Source organism: Devosia sp. GW821-FHT12F11 (genome assembly GCF_058806655.1).
In genome coordinates this window covers 103668-125034 of sequence record NZ_JBXAPX010000008.1, presented here as the reverse complement: position 1 = coordinate 125034, position 21367 = coordinate 103668, and the positions used below count along the sequence as shown (strand labels likewise).

Sequence of the window (21367 nt, the reverse complement as noted above, 5' to 3'; positions counted from 1 at the left end):
TGATGCAAACGACCGGTTGCGCCCCTCGCGTCTCCCTCCCCCGTTGCGGGGAGGGATCAAGGGTGGGGGGGAGCCGCACGCTCGACCCCAGAGGCAAGGCACCCATGAGCGCCGAGCTCGTCAGAAGGCTCCGCCGTAATCCGCCCGAGCCTGAGCGCCGCATGTGGGCGATCATCCATCCCCTGCGCCGCCAGGGCTACAACTTCCGCCGTCAGGCGCAGATCGGCGCCTACTATGCCGACTTCGCCTGCCGCCATCCGGCAATGGTGATCGAAGTCGACGGCGAAACGCACACGACCGACCTTGTCCAGACTAACGACGCGACCCGCGACGACTATCTCACCGGTCGCGGCTACCGCGTGCTGAGGTTCTGGAACAACGAGGTCATGGAGAACGCTGAGGGTGTCTACCTGACCATCGCAGCCGCACTTGCCGAAATGTCCAGCATAGCTGCTCCCCCCACCCTTGATCCCTCCCCGCAACGGGGGAGGGAGTCGACTGCCAGCTCCGGCGCCAAGTACGCGGCTTCCGACAGGACCACCCCCTGAATGTTCACCTCCCTCCTCATCGCCAATCGCGGCGAGATCGCCTGTCGCGTTATCCGCACCGCCAAGCGCATGGGCATCCGCACCATCGCCGTCTATTCCGACGCCGATCGTGATGCCGTGCACGTCAAGCTCGCCGATGAAGCCATCCATATCGGTGGCTCCGCTGCCCGCGACTCCTATCTTTCGATCGAAAAGATCGTTGCCGCCTGCAAGCAGAGCGGCGCCGAAGCAATTCACCCCGGCTATGGCTTCCTCTCTGAGAATCCCGCCTTCGCCGCGGCTCTCGAGGCGGAGAACATCATCTTCGTCGGTCCGCCGGTCAAAGCCATCGAGGCGATGGGCGACAAGATCACGTCGAAGAAGCTCGCCGCTGCGGCCGGCGTCTCCACCGTCCCCGGCCATATGGGCCTCATCGCCGATGCCGAGGAGGCGGTCAGCATCTCGCGCTCGATCGGCTACCCGGTGATGATCAAGGCCTCGGCCGGCGGCGGCGGCAAGGGCATGCGCATCGCCCACAATGATGCCGAGGCCCGTGAAGGCTTCGAGCGCTCGAAATCCGAAGCCGCCTCCAGCTTCGGCGACGATCGCATCTTCATCGAAAAATTCGTCACCGAGCCGCGGCACATCGAAATCCAGTTGATCGGCGACCAGCACGGCAACGTGCTGTGGCTCAACGAGCGCGAGTGCTCGATCCAGCGCCGCAACCAGAAGGTCATCGAGGAGGCGCCGTCGCCGTTCCTCGATGCCGCCACCCGCAAGGCCATGGGCGAGCAATCCGTCGCCCTCGCCAAGGCGGTGGGGTACACCTCCGCCGGCACTGTCGAGTTCATCGTCGACAAGGATCGCAACTTCTACTTTCTCGAGATGAACACCCGGCTGCAGGTCGAGCACCCGGTCACCGAGCTGATCACCGGCCTCGACCTGGTCGAACTCATGTTCCTCGCCGCAGCAGGCGAAAAGCTGCCGCTTACTCAGTCTGATATCGGCATAACTGGTTGGGCCATCGAGAGCCGCATCTACGCCGAGGACCCGTTCCGCAACTTCCTGCCCTCCACCGGCCGGCTCACCCGCTACAGCCCACCGGCCGAGGGGGTCGGCGCCGAGCTCGTGGTGCGCAACGATACCGGCGTCGCCGAGGGCGGCGACATCTCCACCTTCTACGATCCGATGATCGCCAAGCTCTGCACTTGGGCGCCGACCCGCAGCGAAGCGATCGACGCCATGCAAGTGGCGCTTGACGAGTTCGAGCTCGAAGGTGTGGGCAACAACATCCCGTTCCTTTCGGCCGTCATGGGGCAGGAGCGCTTCCGTTCGGGCCGCCTCACCACCGGCTACATCTCTGAGGAATTCCCCAATGGCTTCAGCGGCGTAGCGCCGGATGCGGAATCACTGACGCATCTGGCGGCGCTCGCCTGCTGCTCCGCCTTCGCGCTCGACAAGCGGCTCTACCCGACGACGCCTGAACCGCGCGCCGTGATCATCGGCGCAGAGCGCTGGGATTTCGCGGTGCGTGCCGACGGCATCGAGTATTGGCTCACCGCGCCTGACGGCAAAAAGCTCCTGGTCGAGAGCGGCTGGAAGCCGGGCAACAGCCTCTGCATCGCCCGCGTCGACGGGCGCCTGCACCACGTCAAGCTCGACCGTGTCACCGGCGGTTTCCGCCTGCGCTGGCGCGGCGCCGATCTCGTCGCCAAGGTGTTGCTGCCGCGCGTCGCCGACCTGATGCCGCTGATGCCGGTGAAGGTGCCGCCCGACCTTTCGAAGTTCCTGCTCTGCCCGATGCCCGGCCAGATCGTCCGCATCGACGTCGCCGAAGGCGATATCGTCGAAGACGGCCAGACCCTCGCCATCGTCGAGGCGATGAAGATGGAGAACGTGCTGAAGGCTGAAAAGCGCGCGCGGATCAGCAAGGTCCGCGTGAAACCCGGCAGCGTGCTGGCGGTTGACGAGGTGATTTTGGAGTTCGAGGCGGTATGACGTCGCTGACTGATAGAGACGCCCCCCTCCCATCCTCCCGCACAAGGGGGGAGGTGCCCCGCCGGCGCGTCAGGCTCGATCTGGCCACGAACTCGACTCTTCACCTCCCCCCTTGTGGGGGAGGTCGGGAGGGGGGAGGGAAGCCCCGATGACTGCAAAATCCACCTTCGCCGATTGGGCCAAGCTCGCCCGCAAGGACCTGCGCGACACCCCTGTGGAGTCGCTGAACCGCGACTATGGTGATCTCCCGATCAAGCCGGCCTATTTCCCCGAGGACGTCACAGACCCCGATGTCGCTGCGTCACTCCCCGGCGCCGCCCCGTTCACCCGCGGCGTCCGCGCCACCATGTACGCCAACCGTCCATGGACCATCCGGCAATATGCCGGCTTCTCCACCGCCCGGGAATCCAACGACTTCTATAGGAAGAACCTCGCTGCCGGCCAGAAGGGCCTGAGCGTCGCCTTCGACCTCGCCACCCATCGCGGCTATGACAGCGACCACCCTCGCGTCACCGGCGATGTCGGCAAGGCGGGCGTCGCCATCGACAGCGTCGAGGACATGAAGATGCTGTTCGACGGCATCCCGCTCGATCAGATGAGCGTCTCGATGACCATGAACGGCGCCGTGTTGCCGGTGCTCGCCATGTTCATCGTTGCCGCGGAAGAGCAGGGGGTGAAGCAGGCGCAGCTTGACGGGACCATCCAGAACGACATCCTCAAGGAGTTCATGGTCCGCAACACCTATATCTACCCGCCCGGGCCGAGCATGCGGATCGTCGGCGACATCATCGCCTATACCGCCGAGCATATGCCGAAGTTCAACTCGATCTCGATCTCCGGCTACCACATGCACGAGGCCGGAGCGACGGCGGTGCAAGAGCTCGCCTACACCATCGCCGACGGCATCGAGTACGTCCGTTCGGCGCAGGTGCGTGGCCTCGATATCGATGCCTTTGCGCCGCGGCTGAGCTTCTTTTTCGGCATCGGCATGAACTTCTTCCTCGAGGTGGCAAAGCTCCGCGCCGCGCGCACGCTGTGGCACAAGTTCATGACCCAGCTGGGGGCCAGGGATGCGAAGTCATTGGTGTTACGCACCCATTGCCAGACCTCCGGCGTGTCGCTGACCGAGCAGGATCCACACAACAACATCGTCCGCACCACCATCGAGGCGCTCGCTGCGGTGCTGGGTGGCACCCAGAGCCTCCACACCAACTCCTTCGACGAAGCCATTGCACTGCCGACGGAATTCTCCGCCCGCATCGCCCGCAACACCCAGTTGATCCTGCAGCACGAGAGCCGCGTCACCGATGTCGTCGATCCGCTCGGCGGCTCCTACTACATCGAGGCGCTTACCGCCGACCTGGTGGAGCGCGCCAGTGCCTTGATCTCCGAGGTAGAGGCCCAGGGCGGCATGACCGCCGCGGTGCAGGCCGGCACACCGAAGCTCGAGATCGAGAAAGCCGCCGCGTTGCGCCAGGCCCGCGTCGACCGCGGCGAGGATGTCATCGTCGGCGTCAACCGCTACCGGCTCGAAAACGAAGCGCCGATCGCCATCCGCGAGATCGACAACAACAAGGTGCGCTACGAACAGGTCGCCCGCCTTGCGGAAATCCGCCGCACCCGCGACCCTGACGCCGTGGCCGCTGCGCTCGCGTCATTGCAGAATGAGGCAAGGTCCAACGGTAACCTGCTCGCTGCCAGCATCATCGCTGCTCGCGCCCGCGCCACCCTCGGCGAGATCTCCGCCACACTGGAGCAGGTCTTCAACCGTCACTCGGCCGTCACCCGCGTCATCTCCGGCGTCTATGCCGAAAGCTACGCCGCTGACCCGCAATACGCCCAGCTCACCAGCCGAATTGCCGCGTTCAGAGACAAGGAGAAGCGCCCGCCGGCGCTGTTCATCGCCAAGATGGGGCAGGATGGGCACGATCGCGGCGCCAAGGTCATCGCCACCGCCTTTGCCGACCTCGGCTTCACCGTCCATATGGGCGACCTGTTCGAGACAGCCCCTGAGGTCGCCGACCACGTCGCCGAACTGAAGGTCGACGCCGTCGGCGTCTCCTCCCTCGCCGCCGGCCACAAGACGCTGGTCCCCGAGCTGATCAGCGAACTCAGGGGCAGGGGCCTGGGCGACGTCACCGTCATCGTCGGCGGCGTCATCCCTGAGCAGGATTATGATTTCCTGCGCCAGGCGGGCGTGGCGGAGATCTTCGGCCCCGGCACCAACGTGCTCGAAGCCGCGTTCTCGGTGCTGAACCAGATCGAGGGGAGGTTGAGCAACCGATGAAGGCGATCGAGCTCTGGGACCTTGATCGGCGTGCCTTTCTGACCTTGAAACGAGTTCTGGCCGCTCTGCCGCAACGGGCATTGGCGTCGCGCTGGGAAGTAGTCGACTTCGTTTATCCGAACGGCGAGGCTTACTTCGAGGTAGCGTCGGTAGGAGATGACCACCTCAGCCTCCTGGCAAACACTGGAAGGTCCATCTCCGGCGATGAGTTGGTGGCAATTGCATCGTCTTCGCCTCAGGTGATCTGGGGAACGTTTCGCGGCTTTGACCGAAGCGAAGGTGGTGAATCTTGGATAGTCCTGCACGCCGTGGATTCGACATTCTGGCGCTGCGAGACAAGTGACATCACCACCCGGCAATCACTGATGAAAGCGTTCAAGGATGTGAGGATGCGAGACCCATGATCGGCCGCCTCAACCACGTCGCCATTGCCGTCCCGGATCTCGCAGCTGCCGCCGCAAAATACCGCGACCTGTTCGGCGCCGACGTGCACCACCCGCACGATCTGCCCGAGCACGGCGTCACCGTCGTCTTCGTCCACCTCGAAAACACCAAGATCGAACTGATGACGCCGCTTGGCGAGAACTCGCCAGTCAGGAAGTTCCTCGAGAACAACCCCTCCGGCGGCATGCACCACGTCTGTTACGAAGTGCCCGACATCGCCTCGTCCATCCGCACGCTGGTCGAAGCCGGCGCCCGCGTCCTCGGCGACGGCAAACCCCGGATCGGCGCCCACGGCTTGCCCGTGGTGTTCCTCCACCCAAAGGATTTCGATGGGACGTTGATCGAGCTCGAAGAGGTGAAGCCGGAGCTGCAGCCCGGGTGATCGGCCACTGCCGATTGGCCGGTCGGCAGTCGCAATCCCCAGCAGTGGCATCGCTGCAATTGGCCTCGGGCTCGCCCTGTGCTACGCGAGCGCACGGAAATCGCCCGGGGCCCTTATGCTCAAGATTCTCAGCAACGCGCTCACCGACATTGTCGGCGGATACGAGCAGCGGCGCGTCTGGATCACGCTGGCCAGTGAAGACATCTTCGATCAACACCGCCGCACCACGCTCGGTCCACTGTGGCTCCTGGTGAATTACTTCGCGTTCGCTGCGACGTTCATCTTCATCTTTACACCGCCGCCGCTCGATCCGCTGCACGCCATCTACATCGGCGTGGGGTTGCTGGTGTGGTTCTACATCACCGACACGATCACCCAGGCCGTTTCACTGTTCGAGCGCGAAGAGAGCTTCATCAAGGGCACCACCCTGCCGCTCTCCGTCTATGTCATGCGGCTGACCCTGCAGAACCTGATCCGCTCCGGCTATGCCCTGCTCGGATGCGTCGTCATCCTGCTGCTGGCTGGCGTCAGCATTACCTCGGCCTGGATGTGGTCCGCACTCGGCGTTGCCGTTGTTCTGGTCGCGTCGCCCGCGGTGATCACCGTGTTCAGCTTCCTCGGGGTGTTCTTCCCCGATAGCCAGTTCATCGTCGGCAACCTCATGCGCGTCGGCATGTTCGCCACCCCGGTGTTCTGGGGCGCCGCCGATGGTGATGCCATCCGCACCGTCCTCTATTACTGGAACCCCTTCACCTATTTCCTCGCCATCGTGCGCGAGCCGATCGTCAACGGCAGCGCGCCGCTGAGCTCGCTTGCCGTCTGCCTCGCTATTACCGTGGCAATGTGGCTGGGGGCTATCGTCCTGCTGGGTGTGTTCCGTCGCAAAGTGGCTCTGATCGTCTGATGGTTTCCATTCGCGCCCACGATCTGCACCTCAACTACCAGGTGCGCGAGAAGCTGACGCTGCGGCCGCGCGATACGCGCGTCCCGCAAACCGGCGGCACCATCTCGGGCAGCGGCTCGCGGCGCTTCGTCACCGCACTCGATGGCGTCAGTTTTGAGCTCGAGGCCGGCGACCGCCTGGGCCTCGTCGGCGCCAACGGCGCCGGCAAGACCACGCTGCTGAAGGTGCTCTACGGCATCTACGAGCCGACCGCCGGTCGCCTCGATATCCGCGGCAAGGTCGATGCCCTGTTCAACATCAACCTCGGCTTCCGCCCCGAGGCCACTGGCCGCCGCAACATCCTGCTTCGTGGCCTGATCAATGGTTGGACGGAAGCCCAGATCGCCGAGCGCACCGAGGAGATCATCGAGTTCTCCGAGCTCGGCGAATTCATCGACATGCCGTTCAAGAGCTACAGCCAAGGCATGGGCGCCCGTTTAGCCTTCGCCATCGCCACGACGATGGACCCCGAGATTCTGTTGATGGATGAGTGGATCGGGGCGGGCGACGCGAGCTTTCAGAAGAAGGCAACGGATCGCATGAATGCACTGGCGGACCGGGCGGGTATCATCGTACTGGCGAGCCACAGCGAAGAGCTGTTGGCAAAGTCATGCAACAAGCGCCTGGAACTAGAGAAGGGGAGGGCGAAGGCGTTTCGATAGAGGACCGATCTTAGTGGAAAGCAGTGCAGCGCCCGCATCACAAGGCGAGCGTGTGGCCTGCTCGATGGGTCTCGGTTCAACTCGAAGGCCAACAACCTAATCTTATTCGACTGATTGCTGCCATCTTGGTGCTGATCAGTCACAGTTTTCCCCTGACTGGCAACGCCGACCCGCTTTCAAGGTTTTCGACATCAGGCGGTGACATCGCGGTGTCAGTATTCTTCATTGTCAGCGGGTTCCTCATCCTCAGGTCGCTACGAGGGTAGGACCTTGTCGGGCTACCCACTAGCTCGCATCCGCAGAATAGTCCCTGGATTGGGAGTGTGGCTGTTGTGGACCGCTTTGCTCGTCGGAGCGATCAGTGCGACGCCTCCGACTGCAGAGTACTTCCAAGATCCGCGTACTTGGGACTATCTCCGCACCGCGCTGGTGTTTGACGTTCGCTCTAAGCTGCCTGGCGTCTTTGAAGGCAACCCGTACCCCCGCGTCCGTCAATGGTTCGTTGTGGTGACGTTTCCCCGCTCTTGAATAGGCGTGCCAAGACGATCACAGATGCGGACGCCAGGTCTGCCCATTCCGCTCGCTGATGTGTTAGCTACGTGGCTGCCTGGCGACTCAGCGCGAGGGAAACCTGAACAGCGTCGCTTGCGGCCCCCTTTCCGCAAGATTAGGCGCTAGCGAGAGAGACGGAGCTAGACTTGTTGGAATTTACCGGGGAACGCTACGTGCCGAGCGAGCGGGGCGAGATTCGCCACGAGCACCTGCACCGCTACGCGGTCGCCGCTTCGCTGGTAAAGGACAAGGACGTCCTCGATATCGCATGTGGTGAGGGCTACGGCGCCGCTGCCCTGGCCGCAATCGCCAGGTCGGTTGTCGGCATCGACATTGCCCCCGAGGCCATCTCACACGCGGCCTCCGTCTATCCGATGGCAAATCTGCGGTTTGCGGTTGGCGACGTGGCCGCGATCCCCATCGAAAGCGCAAGCTTTGATGTCGTCGTCTCGTTTGAGACGCTCGAGCACCTGGCTGCTCAGTCGGAGATGCTGGCCGAAATACGCCGGGTGCTACGCCCCGATGGGCTGTTGATCATCTCCACCCCGAACCGTGAAGTCTACACCGACGAACGCTACGAGAAAAACCCGCACCATGTCAGGGAGTTGGACCTGACGGAGTTTCGCGCCCTCATCGGGCAGGAGTTTGCAGACGTCGAGATCTACGGACAACGTTTCGTCCTCGCTTCGGCGGTTGCGCCGATCGACGCGGAGCGGTCCGAATACCGCTCCATCCTCGTCGGTGTGGGGGGTGTGATTGCCGACGGCGCCGTACCTCAGCTCGATCACGTCCGCTACTACATCGCAGTGTGCGGCAACCGTGGGTCGCTGCCGGCGCTTGCCGCCTCAGTGCTGCAGGATGGATCTGACGATCTGTTCTCGGAGAACCAGAAGGTCCTCCAATGGGCATCCGGCGTGCATCGTGAACTTGAGGCGATGAAAGCGGAGCGCGACGCGATACGGGCCGAGCTCGCGGCGCGCGACAGCGATCTGGCGCACCAGCGCACGGCTTATGATCAACTCTCCCAGGTTCATGCGGTGAGCAGCCGCGACCTCGATCAGCAGAGGCAAGCTGCGGCCCAACTGGCCAGCGAACTCGCTGAACTCAAGGCCAATGCGGAACCTTCAGCGGAGCTGCTGCGAAGGACCGCCGACGCGCTCTCCGATGCTGAGCAGCGCGTGGCCCGCAGCGAGGCGCAACTCAAGCAGGAGGCGGAGCAGAGGCACTCTCTGAACAGGCGCCTTGACGAACTGTCGGTGGGAAATGCCACCCTTATTCGCTCGCGATCCTGGCGGGCAACCAAGCCCCTGCGCTTCATTGCTCGCCTCGCCAGGGGACAGTTCTCGGAAGCGTTCTCGACGACGCGGCCGGTGCTGATCCGTGCAGCGCGCGGGACTTATCACGCCCTCCCGCTATCAAGACGTACCAAGGAGCGCCTGGCATCGGCCGTGTTCCGTACGGCAGGGGGGCTGTTCGCTGGTGTTCCGGCTTTTGAGGCATGGTCAAAGCGACAGGAACTCAGGCAGGTCGTTGCGCTGACCGCGACACCGGTCGATCAGAGTGCAGTCGAGGACCAGCTTCGCGACATTCGCTTTGCGGAGCACGCCGCTCCGATGGTGAGCATCATCATCCCCACCTACGGGAAGCTGCCTTACACCGCAGCCTGTCTCAAATCGATCATGCGGAACATGCCCACCGCAACGGTGGAGGTGTTGGTCGTCGACGATGCCTCAGGTGATCCGGATGTGGCGCGGCTCGAGCGCGTCGAGGGGCTGCGGTTCTTCACCAACCCGACGAACCTCGGGTTCATCGGCACCTGCAACAGCGCGGCCGAGTTGGCCCGAGGCAAGTACCTCTACTTTCTGAACAACGACACCGAAGTCACGAGCGGGTGGCTCGACAGTCTCGTGCGCTTTGCCGAGGCACGTGAAGATTGCGGCATCGTCGGCTCGAAGCTCGTCTACCCCGACGGCAGGCTGCAGGAGGCGGGTGGGATCGTCTGGGCCGACGGCAATGCCTGGAACTACGGCCGACTTCAAAACCCCTCCGACAGCGTCTTCAACTATGTCAAAGAGGTTGATTACGTCTCGGGTGCGTCCCTGCTGATCAGGGCAAAGCTGTTCGACGAGATGGATGGCTTCGACCCGCTATATGCTCCGGCCTATTGCGAAGATACCGACCTTGCGTTCCGCGCCCGCGACAAGGGGCTGAAAGTATACTACCTGCCGGACTCGGTTGTGGTTCATCACGAGGGCATTTCGCACGGGACGGATGAGACCTCGAGTGGCAAGGCGCACCAGGTGATCAACCAACGCAAGTTCTTCGCTCGGTGGGAGCGGGTCTTGCGGTCGGAGCATTTCCGGAACGGCCAGGCGGCCTTCCTGGCTCGAGACAGGTCGACACTGCGCAAGTCTGTTCTGGTGATCGACCATTACGTGCCGCAACCGGACCGGGACGCAGGCTCGCGCACCATGTGGCAGTTCATCAATCTGTTCCTGAACAAGGGCATGAGCGTAAAGTTCTGGCCCGACAACCTTTGGTACGATCCAAAATATACGCCCGAACTTGAGCGCCTGGGGGTCGAGGTTGCGTACGGTCCGGAATTTGCTGGAGAGTTCGACAACTGGCTGGTGGAGAACGGGAAGTACTTCGAATACGTCCTGCTTAGCAGGCCTCACATATCCGAGCCGCTGATCGCGACCTTGCGTCGAAACACGTCAGCCAGGATTCTGTATTACGGGCACGACATTCACTACGAGCGACTGAAGCGGCAGATCGAGGCTGATCCGGGAAGCGTGGCCGAACGGGAAGTGCGGCAGGCCGAGCAGTGGGAGCACAGCCTGTGGCAGGCGGTTGACGTCGCCTACTACCCCTCACGGACGGAGACTGAACAGGTGGCCCAGTTCCAGCGTCGTGCCGGGGTTGCGGGGAAAGCGCATACTATCCCGGTCTATGCCTTCAGTTCATTTCCAGCCGCGCCCTGGGACAATCTCCCGTCCCGAAAGGGCATGATGTTTGTGGCTGGCTTCGGCCACCGGCCAAATGCCCAGGCGGCGATCTGGTTTGCCAACGAAGTCATGCCGCTTATCCTTGCCGAGGTTCCGGAAGCCCACCTCTCGATCGTGGGGTCGAATCCTCCCGCCTCGGTCATGGAACTCGCACGGCACAACATCACCGTCACCGGCTATGTCGACGATGCCACGCTCGAGGCAAAGTATCGTGACACGCGCGTGGCGGTAGCGCCGTTGAAGTACGGCGGCGGCATGAAAGGCAAGGTTGTCGAGGCCATGCGGTTCGGGCTCCCATGCGTTACCTCGCCTGCCGGAGCCCAGGGCTTCGAGGACAGCGGCGACGTGATCTCGGTTGCAGACAGCGCCGACGAGTTTGCGAGCAATATAGTCAAGCTGCTCACCGATGACGATGCGTGGCGTGAGCTGTCGCAAGCATCGCAAGCTTTCGCCCGGCGGTCATTTTCAGAGGACGCACTCTGGGAGGTTCTGGCCAAGGACATGGACCCGGCTCCTTACCGGTCTGTCGCAGAGCGGCTGTCGAAAATCACAAACGATCGAGCTAAGTAGTTATGACCAGAGTTTTGATAGTTGGCGCTACCGGCTTCGTGGGAAGCTATCTGATGGACGCAATGGTGGCGCGCGGCAGGGAGGTTGTCGGTACCTCATTCCTCCCTACCGTCGAGGCCAAAGACTACGCTTGGCATGCCGGCAGGTTGCGCCGCTGCGACATCAGGTACCGTGAGCAGGTTGATGCGGTGATCAACGACGTCCGGCCCGACCTCGTTTACCACCTTGCGGCTCAGAGTTATCCCGCGCTCTCTTGGACCGCGCCATCGGAGACGCTCGAGACCAACGTCGTCGGTACAGCGAACGTTTTCGACAGCATCAAGCAGGCGCGGCTCGACGCCAAGGTGGTCGTCGCCTGCTCCAGCGCGCAATACGGAGATGTCGCGCAGGACCAGATACCGGTCAAGGAAACGCATCCCATGCGTCCCCTCCACCCTTACGGGGTGAGCAAAGTAGCGACCGAGTTGCTGGCAATGCAGTACTGCCGGAATTTCGGCCTCCGCACGGTTTGTGCGCGGATATTCAACACCACCGGCCCCCGAAAGAAGGGCGATGTCTGCGCAGATCTCACCGAGCGAGCGGTTAGCATCGAGCGGGGCGAGCTGCCCCCCGTCCTGCGCGCGGGCAACCTGGAAACGTTCCGAGCTATTACCGACGTGAGGGATTTGATCGTCGCTCTCGAGCTGCTTGCGGAACAAGGGCAGTCCGGCGAAGTTTACAACGTCAGCGGCGCGAAGCTCTACCAGGTTCGTCAACTGGTCGAACTGATCCAGAAGAACGTACGTATTCCACTCGAGGTCGAAATCGACGCAAGCCTCCTCCGTCCGACGGACGAGAAGGTGATTTTTGGCGATTCCTCGAGGTTGGTGGCAGCCACCGGGTGGCAGCAGCAGCACGACATCGAACAGACGCTCCGCGACATGCTCGACTATTGGCGCGCCTTTCCGGCCGGGGCAGTTCAATGATCGTCCGAGCACGCGCGCCCCTTCGGCTCGGTTTGGCGGGAGGCGGAACGGACGTCTCTCCATACACCGAGCTCTTCGGTGGGCAGGTCCTCAATGTCACCATCGACAAGTACGCTTACGCGACCATCAGTCCACGATCGGACGATCAGGTAGAACTCGTGGCCGCCGATAGCGGCCTCTCGAGAGTGCTTACGGCTGCCCCGCAGCTGCCGACGATCGCCGGGCTTGAACTGCACATTGGGACCTATAATCGCATCGTGCGGGACTTCGGCGCCGGCAAGGCGATGCCCGTCTCGATCACCACCCATTGCGAGGCCCCTCCCGGTTCGGGACTTGGCTCCTCCTCGACGATGGTGGTGGCGATGGTGCAGGCCTTCTGCGAGTGGCTGCAGCTCTCGCTCGGTGAGTACGAGATTGCGCAGCTCGCCTATGACATCGAGCGCGTGGATCTTGGAATGTCGGGAGGCAAGCAGGATCAGTATGCCGCCGCCTTCGGCGGCTTGAACTTCATGGAGTTCTACAAGGATCGGGTGATCGTAAATCCCCTGCGCGTCAAGGCCGAGGTCAAGGCTGAACTCGAGTCTTCCCTCGTGCTCTACTACACGGGCATATCGCGGTCTTCCGCCGTGATCATCGAGGCGCAATCGTCCAACGTGCAGGAGAATCGAGCTGGGGCCCTTGAGGCAATGCATCGCATCAAGGAGGAAGCGACCCTGATGAAGGAGGCTATCCTCCGTGGTGACCTGAATGCCCTGGCGCGTTCGATGCAGAACGGTTGGGTGGCCAAGAAGCAAAGTGCGTCTGCAATCAGCAACCCACAGATTGACGAGATCTACGAAGCGGCACTTGGCGCGGGGGCGCTGGCAGGCAAACTGTCGGGCGCCGGCGGCGGCGGTTTCATGATGCTGCTGGCCGATCCGGCCCGGCGCCCAGCTGTGATGCGTGAGCTTAGTCGCTTCGGGGGAACTGTAATGACTTGTAGTTGCACGGAAATGGGCGCTCACGCATGGCGGCGGACGTGAAGAGCTTTGCTTTGTCCGAACTGGACAAGACGATCGCAACGATCGAGGCAATTCGTTCGGACGAAACGATTGTCGACCTGATCAACGCAGCCGCGGACAAGATCACCGAGGCGTTCCGCCGCGGCAACAAGCTGCTGCTGGCCGGCAACGGTGGCAGTGCGGCCGACGCGCAGCACATAGCTGGCGAGTTTGTCAGTCGGTTCCTGTTCGATCGCCCCGGATTGCCGGCCATCGCCCTGACGACGGACACATCCATTCTCACCGCGATTGGGAACGACTACGGCTACGAGCGCCTCTTTGCCCGCCAAGTGCAGGCCTTGGCCCGGGAAGGCGATGTGCTCGTCGCGTATTCTACATCGGGACGATCTGCCAACATTCTGCACGCCCTGGAGGTTGCGCGTGAAATGTCCGTGACGACGATCGGCTTCACCGGTAATCGCGGCGGACCCATGCAGCAGTTGTCCGACTACTATCTCGCAGTTCCGTCGGCTGAAACGCCCAAAATCCAGGAGGGGCACCTGGTCATCGGCCACATTGTGTGCGGCTTGGTGGAAGCCGCCATGTTCGGAGGTAAGTGAGTGGAGGCGATAGTTCTGGCCGGCGGGCAAGGGACTCGGCTCCGCGCGGTGGTTCCGGATCTCCCCAAGCCGATGGCGAGAATTGGACAGCACCCGTTTCTGGCGCTGCTCCTCACCCGTCTGGCTCGCCAAGGCGTCACTGATGTCGTTCTGTCGGTTGGTTACCTGGCGGACGCCATCAAAAGCTATTTTGGCAGGAGCTTCGAAGGCCTCACGATTCAGTACTGCGAGGAAAAGACGCCGTTGGGAACCGGGGGTGCGGTCCGCGCAAGCCTTGGCATGGTGTCTTCAGACCACGTCTTCGTCGTCAACGGCGATACGTTCCTTGATGTGGACATCCAGCAGCTCGAGTCTCAATGGGCGGCGCAGAGCCTGCCCATTATCGTGGGTCGGCCGGTCGAAGGGGGTGACCGCTATGGCCGCCTGGAGGTCGCCGACGGTAAAGTGGTTCGGTTCGGTCATCAGTCGACGGGGCCCGGGCTGATAAACGCAGGATTCTATCTACTTAATCGAACCGCTTTCGACACTACGACCCTGAGTGATCCGTTTTCACTCGAAGCGTTCCTCGAGCAGTCAGTGCGCGATCGGCAATTCGCCGTCCACATCTGCGACGGCTACTTTGTCGACATAGGCGTGCCCGAAGATTATCGGCGCGCACAGACCGAGCTGGAGCGGGTTGTTAGTTGAAGCGTCGCGCGCTGTTTCTCGATCGGGATGGCGTGATCAATCATGACCATGGGTATGTTCATAGAACAGAAGATTTCGACTTCGTGGACGGCATATTCGACCTGACCGCCGCGGCCGCTCGGTTCGGATATCTCATCATTGTCGTGACCAACCAGGCGGGAATTGCCCGTGGTATGTACTCCGAAGCAGACTTCGAGGCGCTGACCAGCTGGATGGTCGCCGAGTTCGCCCGGCGAGATATTCCAATCACTGACGTGTTGTACGACCCCTACCATCCCATCCATGGCACCGGCCGATACAAGCAGGACTCGCCCAATCGAAAGCCTAAACCGGGAATGATCCTGGATGCCGCCGCCAAGCATCAGGTGGAGTTGGCCGGCTCGATCCTGCTGGGCGATCAGGTCACCGATATCGCTGCTGGTCATGCAGCCGGCGTGGGCACGCTTTTGCTGCTGCAATCTGGTCGGGCCGATGGGATCGAGGACCATGTTCAAGTCCATCGCATCGCCGACCTGCGTGAGGCCGTCGCCTTCCTCGTCTAGGCTGCCGGCGGTCGTCGCCTTCAGGGCCTTTCACAACAAATCACTGACTGCGTGCACGGAGGTTTTTATGCGGGTTCTGGTGCAACACTACGGCGACGTTAACAACTATGGAGACGTGCTGTTCCCAAGGATTGTGGCGATGCTGTTGGAGCGGGTCCATCCAGCCGTGGAGATCACCTACGCATCCTCGACCGGATCATCGTTTGGGTCCCTGCCGAGCGTGCGGCTTGATGAAGTGTCTGGTTCCTTCGATATCGCGTTGATGGCCGGCGGCGAGGTCGTCCACCGCTACGATACGATGCTGCGGGATATCTTCTCGAGAGGTGGCTTGAACAGCATCGCGAGCCCGACCGACGTGGTGTTTGGTGTTGCGCACGCAAAAGCCGATCAGCGGCTATGGATTGGCCTCGGCGTGCCGCCACCGACGGCGGAATCCCAGGACAGTGTCTCGCGCGCATTGCGCAAGCTCACGCACGTCTCGGTGCGGGGCAGGCACTCGGCAAAGATCATGGCCGACCTCGGCAGAAGCCCCGTCGTCATTCCCGACCTTGGATGGGCCATTCCCGAACTGGCCAACCACGAAGGCTGGCGCGACCACAGCGGTTTCTCGAGCTCCGAGCGTGATTACATCGTCGTGCAGGCGATACCGGGCTTGGGAGAGTACGATACCGGAATGATTGCCTCCGTGCTGTGCGAGATTGAGGCAGCGAACCATTGCGACATTGTGCTCATGGGGATTACCGACTGCTGGGACGATAGCCGAGATCTGCACCGGATCAACGAGCAGGCTGGCGGACGCTTTTCCGTCGTGGGTTCGGAACGTTCCTACGAGGAGCGGGGGGCAATCCTGTTGGGTGCTGCGGCGTTTGTCGGCCAGAGCATGCACGGTGCGATCACCGCCATGGCCGCGGGGCGCCCGGCGGTGCTGGTCTATCCGCCATCCAATGATCAGAAGTTCCGTGAGCTGTTCGAGATGATGGGGATTCCGCAGTTTCGCACGACGATGTGGTCACAGGTGCCCGACAGGCTGGCGGTCGCACAACGGCACCAGCAGCAGGTGCGGAGCTTTGCCGGCTTCGCATCCGAGATGCTGAACACCTATACGCATACGCTGCTGCGGGCCTAGCTCGATCATCCGCCCTGAGGTGCCGGGGCACTGTTCGCAGCTCAGGCGCGACGAAGCGTGCGTCGGATCGCCGACATTGCCTTGTTGGCTATTCGACGGGCAATCGTCGGTCGAGACGGGTGTGCAGCGGCCGATGCCGGGCCACTTGCCGGCGCCTGGGTGGCTCGTAGCTCGGTCGCAGGCCTCACGGCAGCTTCCGCGATATACGGCTCACTCCATTTCGGCAGGCTGCTCCTGACCGAGGCATGCGCGCTGCGGGTCCGGTAGAAGGCCTCGCTGACCGACGCGTCCTTGCTGAAATGCGCCATCATCTGCGTTGGCTTGATTGCGCCCAGGTCCAGCAGGACGTCGTTTACGAGCCCTATGCAGTCGACCAGTGCGACGTCGCGCTCATCTTGCGGATTGAGGTGATGACCAAAGCCCCGGTCGATAAACGGGTCGACGATGCCGCCCGTGCCGAAGAAGCGCTTAGCGTGGAACCGTGCGTTCATCAGCGGCAGGATGTCTTCGGCGCGGATGCCCTCAAAGCCTTCGTTCGAACAGTCGTGGTCCAGAAACTCCGCTTCGAGGCGCTTCAGCTGCACGTGGTACCGCTGGTCGAGCCTGAGCAGCGGCCAGAACGCCTTGAGGATTACAGCGGCCTCTGGCCAGCGCATATGGCCGTTACGACCGATCATGTCGGCAGTCGCAAAAATGCCCTTGTCGGTAAGAGCGTTGTAGGACGCCTCGAAAACGCCCTCCAGGTTGACGATGTGATGCAGCGAGTGGTTCGCCATGATCACGTCGTGCTGTCGGTCGAAGCGAAGGTCGTTCAGATCGGCTTCGAGCGGCGTGATCCGACTTGCGAGGGCGGAGTCCTCGCGCAGCGAGGCAGACAGCCGCCCCAGCAAATAGGGGGACAGGTCAGCGGCAATGATCTGGAAATCGGATATGCCCTCCGCCAGCAGCGCCCGGGCCAGCCTCATCTCGACCTGGCCGTCCCCGCACCCAATGCTGTAAATGCTCAGTGTCCGGTTTGCCGGCATCGCCTCGCGACAGGCCAGGGCGTACGCGGCGTCGATCGTATCTACCCCAAAAACGGCGCGCAGGCCCGGGCCGTAGTGCCGCTCCGACCAGCGATGAAAAATCGCCGGCAGGTCGTGCATGTTTATGGTCTCGGCATACTGGGCGATCTGCTGTTCGATCTGCTTTGCGTAGCTCAAAACCCAACTCCCAGGTGCACCTGCCATCAGCTATAGAGACGGACACGAACAGGCAAGTCCGAGAGTGGCCGGTTGATGCGTGCTCGCGGGGTGGGCATCTCCGGGGGCAACTCCCGGACCGACAGGCCAATGGCGATAGCATGGACAAGCGGCGCCGTGCCGCGTTCGCATCGTTCGCGCCAAACTGGAAGTACTTCACGTCGCCGAACTCGAACATCCGGCGAGGAGATCCATGAGGTTGCCTGCCAGAAACAAGTTGGTGGTTGGCGTTGTGGTCCGCTGTCGAGGTCACGCGTATCCGCTTGGCCCCGGACGCTATCTCCGTGACGTTGATATGCAAGACTAGCGCCTCAGCAAACGTCATCGGGTCTTCGACGGAGCATGTCCCGCACGTACCGAGCGAAGCTGAATTCGCCGGTAGCAAGCAAAGGGGCCGTCACCGCGACAAACCCGGTGGGAGGAGGCAAGAAAAACGGCCGGCCCCCGCATCCTTCTCCGAAACCACCGGCACCCCCTCCAGCGGCCATGCCACCCCAATCTGCGGATCATCCCACCGGATGCTCCTCTCGCTCGCCGCGTGCCAGAAATCCGTCGTCTTGTACAAGAACTCCGTCCCGTCCTCGAGCGCCAGGAAGCCGTGCGCGAACCCCGCCGGGATCCAGAACTGCTTGCGGTTTGCCGCGCTGAGCTCCACCCCCGCCCAATTGCAGAAGGTCGGCGAGCCCGGGCGGATGTCCACTGCCACATCGAATGCTGCGCCCGCCACCACCCGCACGAGCTTCCCCTGCGCATGCGGTGGCACTTGGTAATGCAGCCCGCGCAGCACGCCTTTGTGGCTGATCGAGTGGTTGTCCTGCACGAAGCTGCCAGTAAAGCCAGTCGCCTCGCGAAACTTCGCCTCGTTATAACTCTCGAAAAATGCGCCGCGCTCGTCCTCGAAGACGCGCGGCTCGAACACCATCAACCCATCGATGCCCAATCGCTGGACGTTCATCAGCCTCGCCCCTCACGCAGCAGAGCCATTAGGTACATGCCGTAGCCGCTCTTCTTGAGTGGTTCTGCGAGTCGCGCCAGCGCTTCATCGTCGATCCAGCCATTGCGCCAGGCGATTTCCTCAGGGCAGGCGACCTTGAAGCCTTGCCGCTTCTCGAGCGTAGCGATGAACTGCCCGGCCTCGAGCAGCGAGTCATGCGTGCCGGTATCGAGCCAGGCGAAGCCGCGCCCCATGCGCTGCACGCTCAGCGCGCCGCGTTCGAGATAGAGACGGTTGAGGTCGGTAATCTCCAGCTCGCCGCGTGGCGATGGTTTCAGTCCGCGCGCCAGTTCCACCACCTGCTCGTCGTAGAAATAGAGCCCGGTGACGGCGTAGTTGGATTTCGGCAGCTTTGGCTTCTCTTCGATCGAGATCGCCGCGCCGGCAGAATCGAACTCCACGACGCCATACCGTTCGGGATCGTTCACGTGATAGGCGAACACCGTCGAGCCATGCGCCTGCAGATCGGCACCTTGCAGCAGTTTTGGCAGGTCATGGCCGAAGAAGATATTGTCGCCGAGGATTAGCGCTGAGGGCCGGCTCTCGACGAAATCCGCTCCAAGAATGAACGCCTGTGCCAGCCCGTCCGGGCTCGGCTGCACCACGTAGCTCAGCTCCATCCCCCACTGCCGGCCGTCGCCGAGCAACGTGCGGAACCGCGGCAGGTCTTGGGGCGTCGAGATCACCAGCACCTCGCGCATGCCGCCGCTCATCAGTGTCGACAGCGGATAGTAGATCATCGGTTTGTCGTAGACCGGCAGCAATTGCTTGGACACGGTCAGTGTCGCGGGATGGAGGCGCGTTCCAGCGCCGCCGGCGAGAATGATGCCGCGGCGGGTCATCAGGTGGTCTCCGGGAGAAGGGTGTCGAGCGTTCCCAGTACGTCGGCTTGCCAGTCAGGCAGGTCGATGCCGAGCGCGTTGCGCAGCTTATGGGTAGAAAGGCGGGAATTGTGCGGCCGCCTGGCCGGCGAGGGGAACGCGGTCGAAGGTACCGGCAGTACCCGCTCCGGCGCGACCTTGAGCGTCACGCCGCGCCTCAGCGCCTCGGCGACGACGTAGCGCGCGTAGCCGTGCCAGCTCGTCTCCCCGGCCGCCGTCAGGTGGTAGATGCCGCTCGCGAGCGGCCGGTCGTGGGCGATCTGCTGGAGCGCGCGGGCTGTCACCTCGGCAATCAGCCGGGCGCTGGTCGGTGCCCCGACCTGATCGTCGATCACTTTGAGTTCGTCGCGGCTCTGCGCCAGGCCCAGAATCTTGGCGATGAAGTTGTTGCGGCCCGGCGCGTGCACCCAACTGGTCCGAAAGATCAGGTGCTTGCCGCCGGCTTCACTGATAGCCAGCTCGCCGGCGCGTTTGGTCGCGCCGTAGACATTGAGAGGCGCCGTGGCGTCATCCTCGACATAGGGTTCCGACTTTTCGCCATCGAATACATAGTCGGTGGAATAGTGGATCAGCCAGGCATCGCGCTCCCCCGCCGCACGGGCCAGTGCGGCCGGCCCGTCGGCGTTCACCAGATGCGCCAGTTCGGGCTCGCTCTCGGCCTTGTCGACGGCGGTATATGCGCCGGCATTGACGATCACGTCGGGCTGCTCGCCGTCGACGACTCTCGCCAGCGCGTCGGGATGCGCGAGGTCCGCACCATCGCGACCGAGTGCAACGATGGTGCCGAGCGGCGCCAATAACTGGGTCAGCGCCGTGCCGACCTGTCCGTCGCGCCCAAGGATCAGCAGTCTCATCCGTACTGCCTCGCCACCCATTCGCGGTAGGCGCCGCTGGTCACGTCGGCGACCCAGGCCTCATTGGCAAGGTACCAGTCGACCGTCCTCGCGAGCCCACCCTCGAACGCCTCCGCCGGGCGCCAGCCGAGCTCGCCGGCGAGCTTGGTGGGGTCGATCGCGTAGCGTCGATCGTGACCGGGCCGGTCGGTCACATGGGTGATCTGCGTTGCGTAACTCGCACCGTCTGAACGCGGGCGTCTGACATCGAGCAGCGCGCAGATGGTGCGCACAACCTCGATATTGGTCTTCTGGTTGTCGCCGCCGATATTGTAGGTCTCGCCGGGCACGCCGGCATCGAGCACCCGGCGCAGCGCCGAACAGTGGTCGCCGACATACAGCCAGTCCCGCACCTGCAGCCCATCGCCATAGATCGGCAAAGCCTTGCCGTTCAACGCGTTATGGATGATCAGCGGAATCAGTTTCTCAGGGAACTGCAACGGTCCGTAATTGTTCGAGCAGTTGGTGACGATCGTGGCCAGGCCATAGGTTTCGCGATAGGCCCGCACCAGGTGATCCGACGAGGCCTTGGATGCCGCATAGGGGCTGTTCGGCTTGTACGGGTTGGTCTCGGCAAACGGTGCTTCGTCCCGCTCCAGCGTGCCATAGACCTCGTCGGTCGAGACATGCAGGAACCGGAAGTCCCGCCGTTTCTCTTGATCGAGCCCGGCGACATACGCCTTCACCGCTTCGAGCAGGTGGAGTGTGCCCATCACGTTGGTTTCGAAGAACGGGGCCGGGCCCGAAATCGACCGGTCGACATGGCTCTCCGCGGCAAAGTTGACCACTGCCCGCACATCATGCGCGCGCAACAAACGACTGACCAAGGCGCCGTCCCCGATCGAGCCGCGCGCAAAATGATGTCGGCTGTCGCCATCCAGCGAGGCAAGATTGGCGAGATTGCCCGCATAGGTCAGCGCATCTAGCGTCACCACCGGCTCGTCGTTGGCGGCCAGCCAGTCGAGCACGAAGTTCGAGCCGATGAAGCCGGCGCCGCCGGTCACCAGGATAGTCATCTCTTTGCAGTTTCCTTCCGCCGGCGGACCTTAGCCGCAATACCCATGA

The 21367-nt window shown here is 62.7% G+C and carries 20 protein-coding genes; 15 read left to right on the top strand and 5 right to left on the bottom strand.

Annotated elements, in window-relative coordinates; translation table 11 throughout:
- Positions 1 to 2: 2 nt before the first annotated feature.
- The 15 genes from AC1ROK_RS22050 (at position 3) to AC1ROK_RS21980 (ending at position 16293) form a co-directional block, all read left to right on the top strand.
- Positions 3 to 548 (top strand): endonuclease domain-containing protein, encoded by a 546-nt coding sequence (locus AC1ROK_RS22050; RefSeq protein ID WP_492850919.1) that lies wholly within the window; start codon positions 3 to 5, stop codon positions 546 to 548.
- Positions 549 to 2525 carry an acetyl-CoA carboxylase biotin carboxylase subunit gene (locus tag AC1ROK_RS22045; RefSeq protein ID WP_492850917.1) on the top strand — a complete coding sequence of 659 codons (1977 nt, stop codon included), beginning with the start codon at positions 549 to 551 and terminating at the stop codon, positions 2523 to 2525.
- A 148-nt stretch (positions 2526 to 2673) separates the two neighbouring features.
- Positions 2674 to 4812, top strand: coding sequence for a methylmalonyl-CoA mutase (scpA, locus tag AC1ROK_RS22040; RefSeq protein ID WP_492850915.1), 2139 nt, complete (start codon positions 2674 to 2676; stop codon positions 4810 to 4812).
- Positions 4809 to 5216, top strand: coding sequence for a hypothetical protein (locus AC1ROK_RS22035; protein WP_492850913.1), 408 nt, complete (start codon positions 4809 to 4811; stop codon positions 5214 to 5216). The genes scpA and AC1ROK_RS22035 overlap by 4 nt, the downstream gene beginning before the upstream one ends.
- Positions 5213 to 5638, top strand: coding sequence for a methylmalonyl-CoA epimerase (mce, locus tag AC1ROK_RS22030; RefSeq protein ID WP_492850911.1), 426 nt, complete (start codon positions 5213 to 5215; stop codon positions 5636 to 5638). Before AC1ROK_RS22035 ends, mce begins: the two co-directional genes overlap by 4 nt.
- A gap of 115 nt (positions 5639 to 5753) precedes the next feature.
- The gene (locus tag AC1ROK_RS22025) at positions 5754 to 6542 is read left to right on the top strand and encodes an ABC transporter permease (protein WP_492850909.1); all 789 of its coding nucleotides are present in this window, start codon (positions 5754 to 5756) and stop codon (positions 6540 to 6542) included.
- Positions 6542 to 7243 (top strand): ABC transporter ATP-binding protein, encoded by a 702-nt coding sequence (locus tag AC1ROK_RS22020; RefSeq protein WP_492850907.1) that lies wholly within the window; start codon positions 6542 to 6544, stop codon positions 7241 to 7243. Before AC1ROK_RS22025 ends, AC1ROK_RS22020 begins: the two co-directional genes overlap by 1 nt.
- Before the next feature lie 23 nt (positions 7244 to 7266).
- Positions 7267 to 7509, top strand: a complete 243-nt coding sequence (locus tag AC1ROK_RS22015) for an acyltransferase family protein (RefSeq protein WP_492850905.1) — start codon at positions 7267 to 7269, stop codon at positions 7507 to 7509.
- Positions 7510 to 7941: 432 nt separating this feature from the next.
- Entirely contained in the window at positions 7942 to 11373 is a 3432-nt protein-coding gene (locus AC1ROK_RS22010) for a methyltransferase domain-containing protein (protein ID WP_492850903.1), read from the top strand.
- A gap of 2 nt (positions 11374 to 11375) precedes the next feature.
- Complete coding sequence (locus AC1ROK_RS22005) at positions 11376 to 12338, top strand: GDP-mannose 4,6-dehydratase (protein WP_492850901.1); 963 nt, start codon at positions 11376 to 11378, stop codon at positions 12336 to 12338.
- Positions 12335 to 13360 carry a GHMP family kinase ATP-binding protein gene (locus AC1ROK_RS22000; protein ID WP_492850899.1) on the top strand — a complete coding sequence of 342 codons (1026 nt, stop codon included), beginning with the start codon at positions 12335 to 12337 and terminating at the stop codon, positions 13358 to 13360. The genes AC1ROK_RS22005 and AC1ROK_RS22000 overlap by 4 nt, the downstream gene beginning before the upstream one ends.
- A complete protein-coding gene (locus AC1ROK_RS21995; protein ID WP_492850897.1) occupies positions 13345 to 13938 on the top strand; it encodes a D-sedoheptulose 7-phosphate isomerase in 594 nt (197 codons plus the stop codon). Before AC1ROK_RS22000 ends, AC1ROK_RS21995 begins: the two co-directional genes overlap by 16 nt.
- Complete coding sequence (locus AC1ROK_RS21990) at positions 13939 to 14625, top strand: sugar phosphate nucleotidyltransferase (RefSeq protein ID WP_492850895.1); 687 nt, start codon at positions 13939 to 13941, stop codon at positions 14623 to 14625. It begins immediately after the preceding gene.
- Entirely contained in the window at positions 14622 to 15167 is a 546-nt protein-coding gene (locus tag AC1ROK_RS21985; protein ID WP_492850893.1) for a D-glycero-alpha-D-manno-heptose-1,7-bisphosphate 7-phosphatase, read from the top strand. Before AC1ROK_RS21990 ends, AC1ROK_RS21985 begins: the two co-directional genes overlap by 4 nt.
- 67 nt (positions 15168 to 15234) lie before the next feature.
- Complete coding sequence (locus AC1ROK_RS21980; RefSeq protein WP_492850891.1) at positions 15235 to 16293, top strand: polysaccharide pyruvyl transferase family protein; 1059 nt, start codon at positions 15235 to 15237, stop codon at positions 16291 to 16293.
- A 41-nt stretch (positions 16294 to 16334) separates the two neighbouring features.
- On the opposite strand, the gene AC1ROK_RS21975 is transcribed toward AC1ROK_RS21980, so the two are convergent.
- The 5 genes from AC1ROK_RS21975 to rfbB all read right to left on the bottom strand — a co-directional run bounded on the left by AC1ROK_RS21975 (position 16335) and on the right by rfbB (position 21318).
- Positions 16335 to 17495 carry a class I SAM-dependent methyltransferase gene (locus AC1ROK_RS21975; RefSeq protein WP_492850889.1) on the bottom strand — a complete coding sequence of 387 codons (1161 nt, stop codon included), beginning with the start codon at positions 17493 to 17495 and terminating at the stop codon, positions 16335 to 16337.
- A gap of 436 nt (positions 17496 to 17931) precedes the next feature.
- Positions 17932 to 18489, bottom strand: coding sequence for a dTDP-4-dehydrorhamnose 3,5-epimerase (gene rfbC, locus AC1ROK_RS21970; RefSeq protein ID WP_492850887.1), 558 nt, complete (start codon positions 18487 to 18489; stop codon positions 17932 to 17934).
- On the bottom strand, positions 18489 to 19370 hold the full coding sequence (gene rfbA, locus AC1ROK_RS21965; protein ID WP_492850885.1) for a glucose-1-phosphate thymidylyltransferase RfbA: 882 nt from the start codon (positions 19368 to 19370) through the stop codon (positions 18489 to 18491). Before rfbA ends, rfbC begins: the two co-directional genes overlap by 1 nt.
- The gene (rfbD, locus tag AC1ROK_RS21960) at positions 19370 to 20263 is read right to left on the bottom strand and encodes a dTDP-4-dehydrorhamnose reductase (RefSeq protein WP_492850883.1); all 894 of its coding nucleotides are present in this window, start codon (positions 20261 to 20263) and stop codon (positions 19370 to 19372) included. Before rfbD ends, rfbA begins: the two co-directional genes overlap by 1 nt.
- Complete coding sequence (rfbB, locus tag AC1ROK_RS21955; protein WP_492850881.1) at positions 20260 to 21318, bottom strand: dTDP-glucose 4,6-dehydratase; 1059 nt, start codon at positions 21316 to 21318, stop codon at positions 20260 to 20262. The genes rfbD and rfbB overlap by 4 nt, the downstream gene beginning before the upstream one ends.
- Between the last annotated feature and the right edge of the window lie 49 nt (positions 21319 to 21367).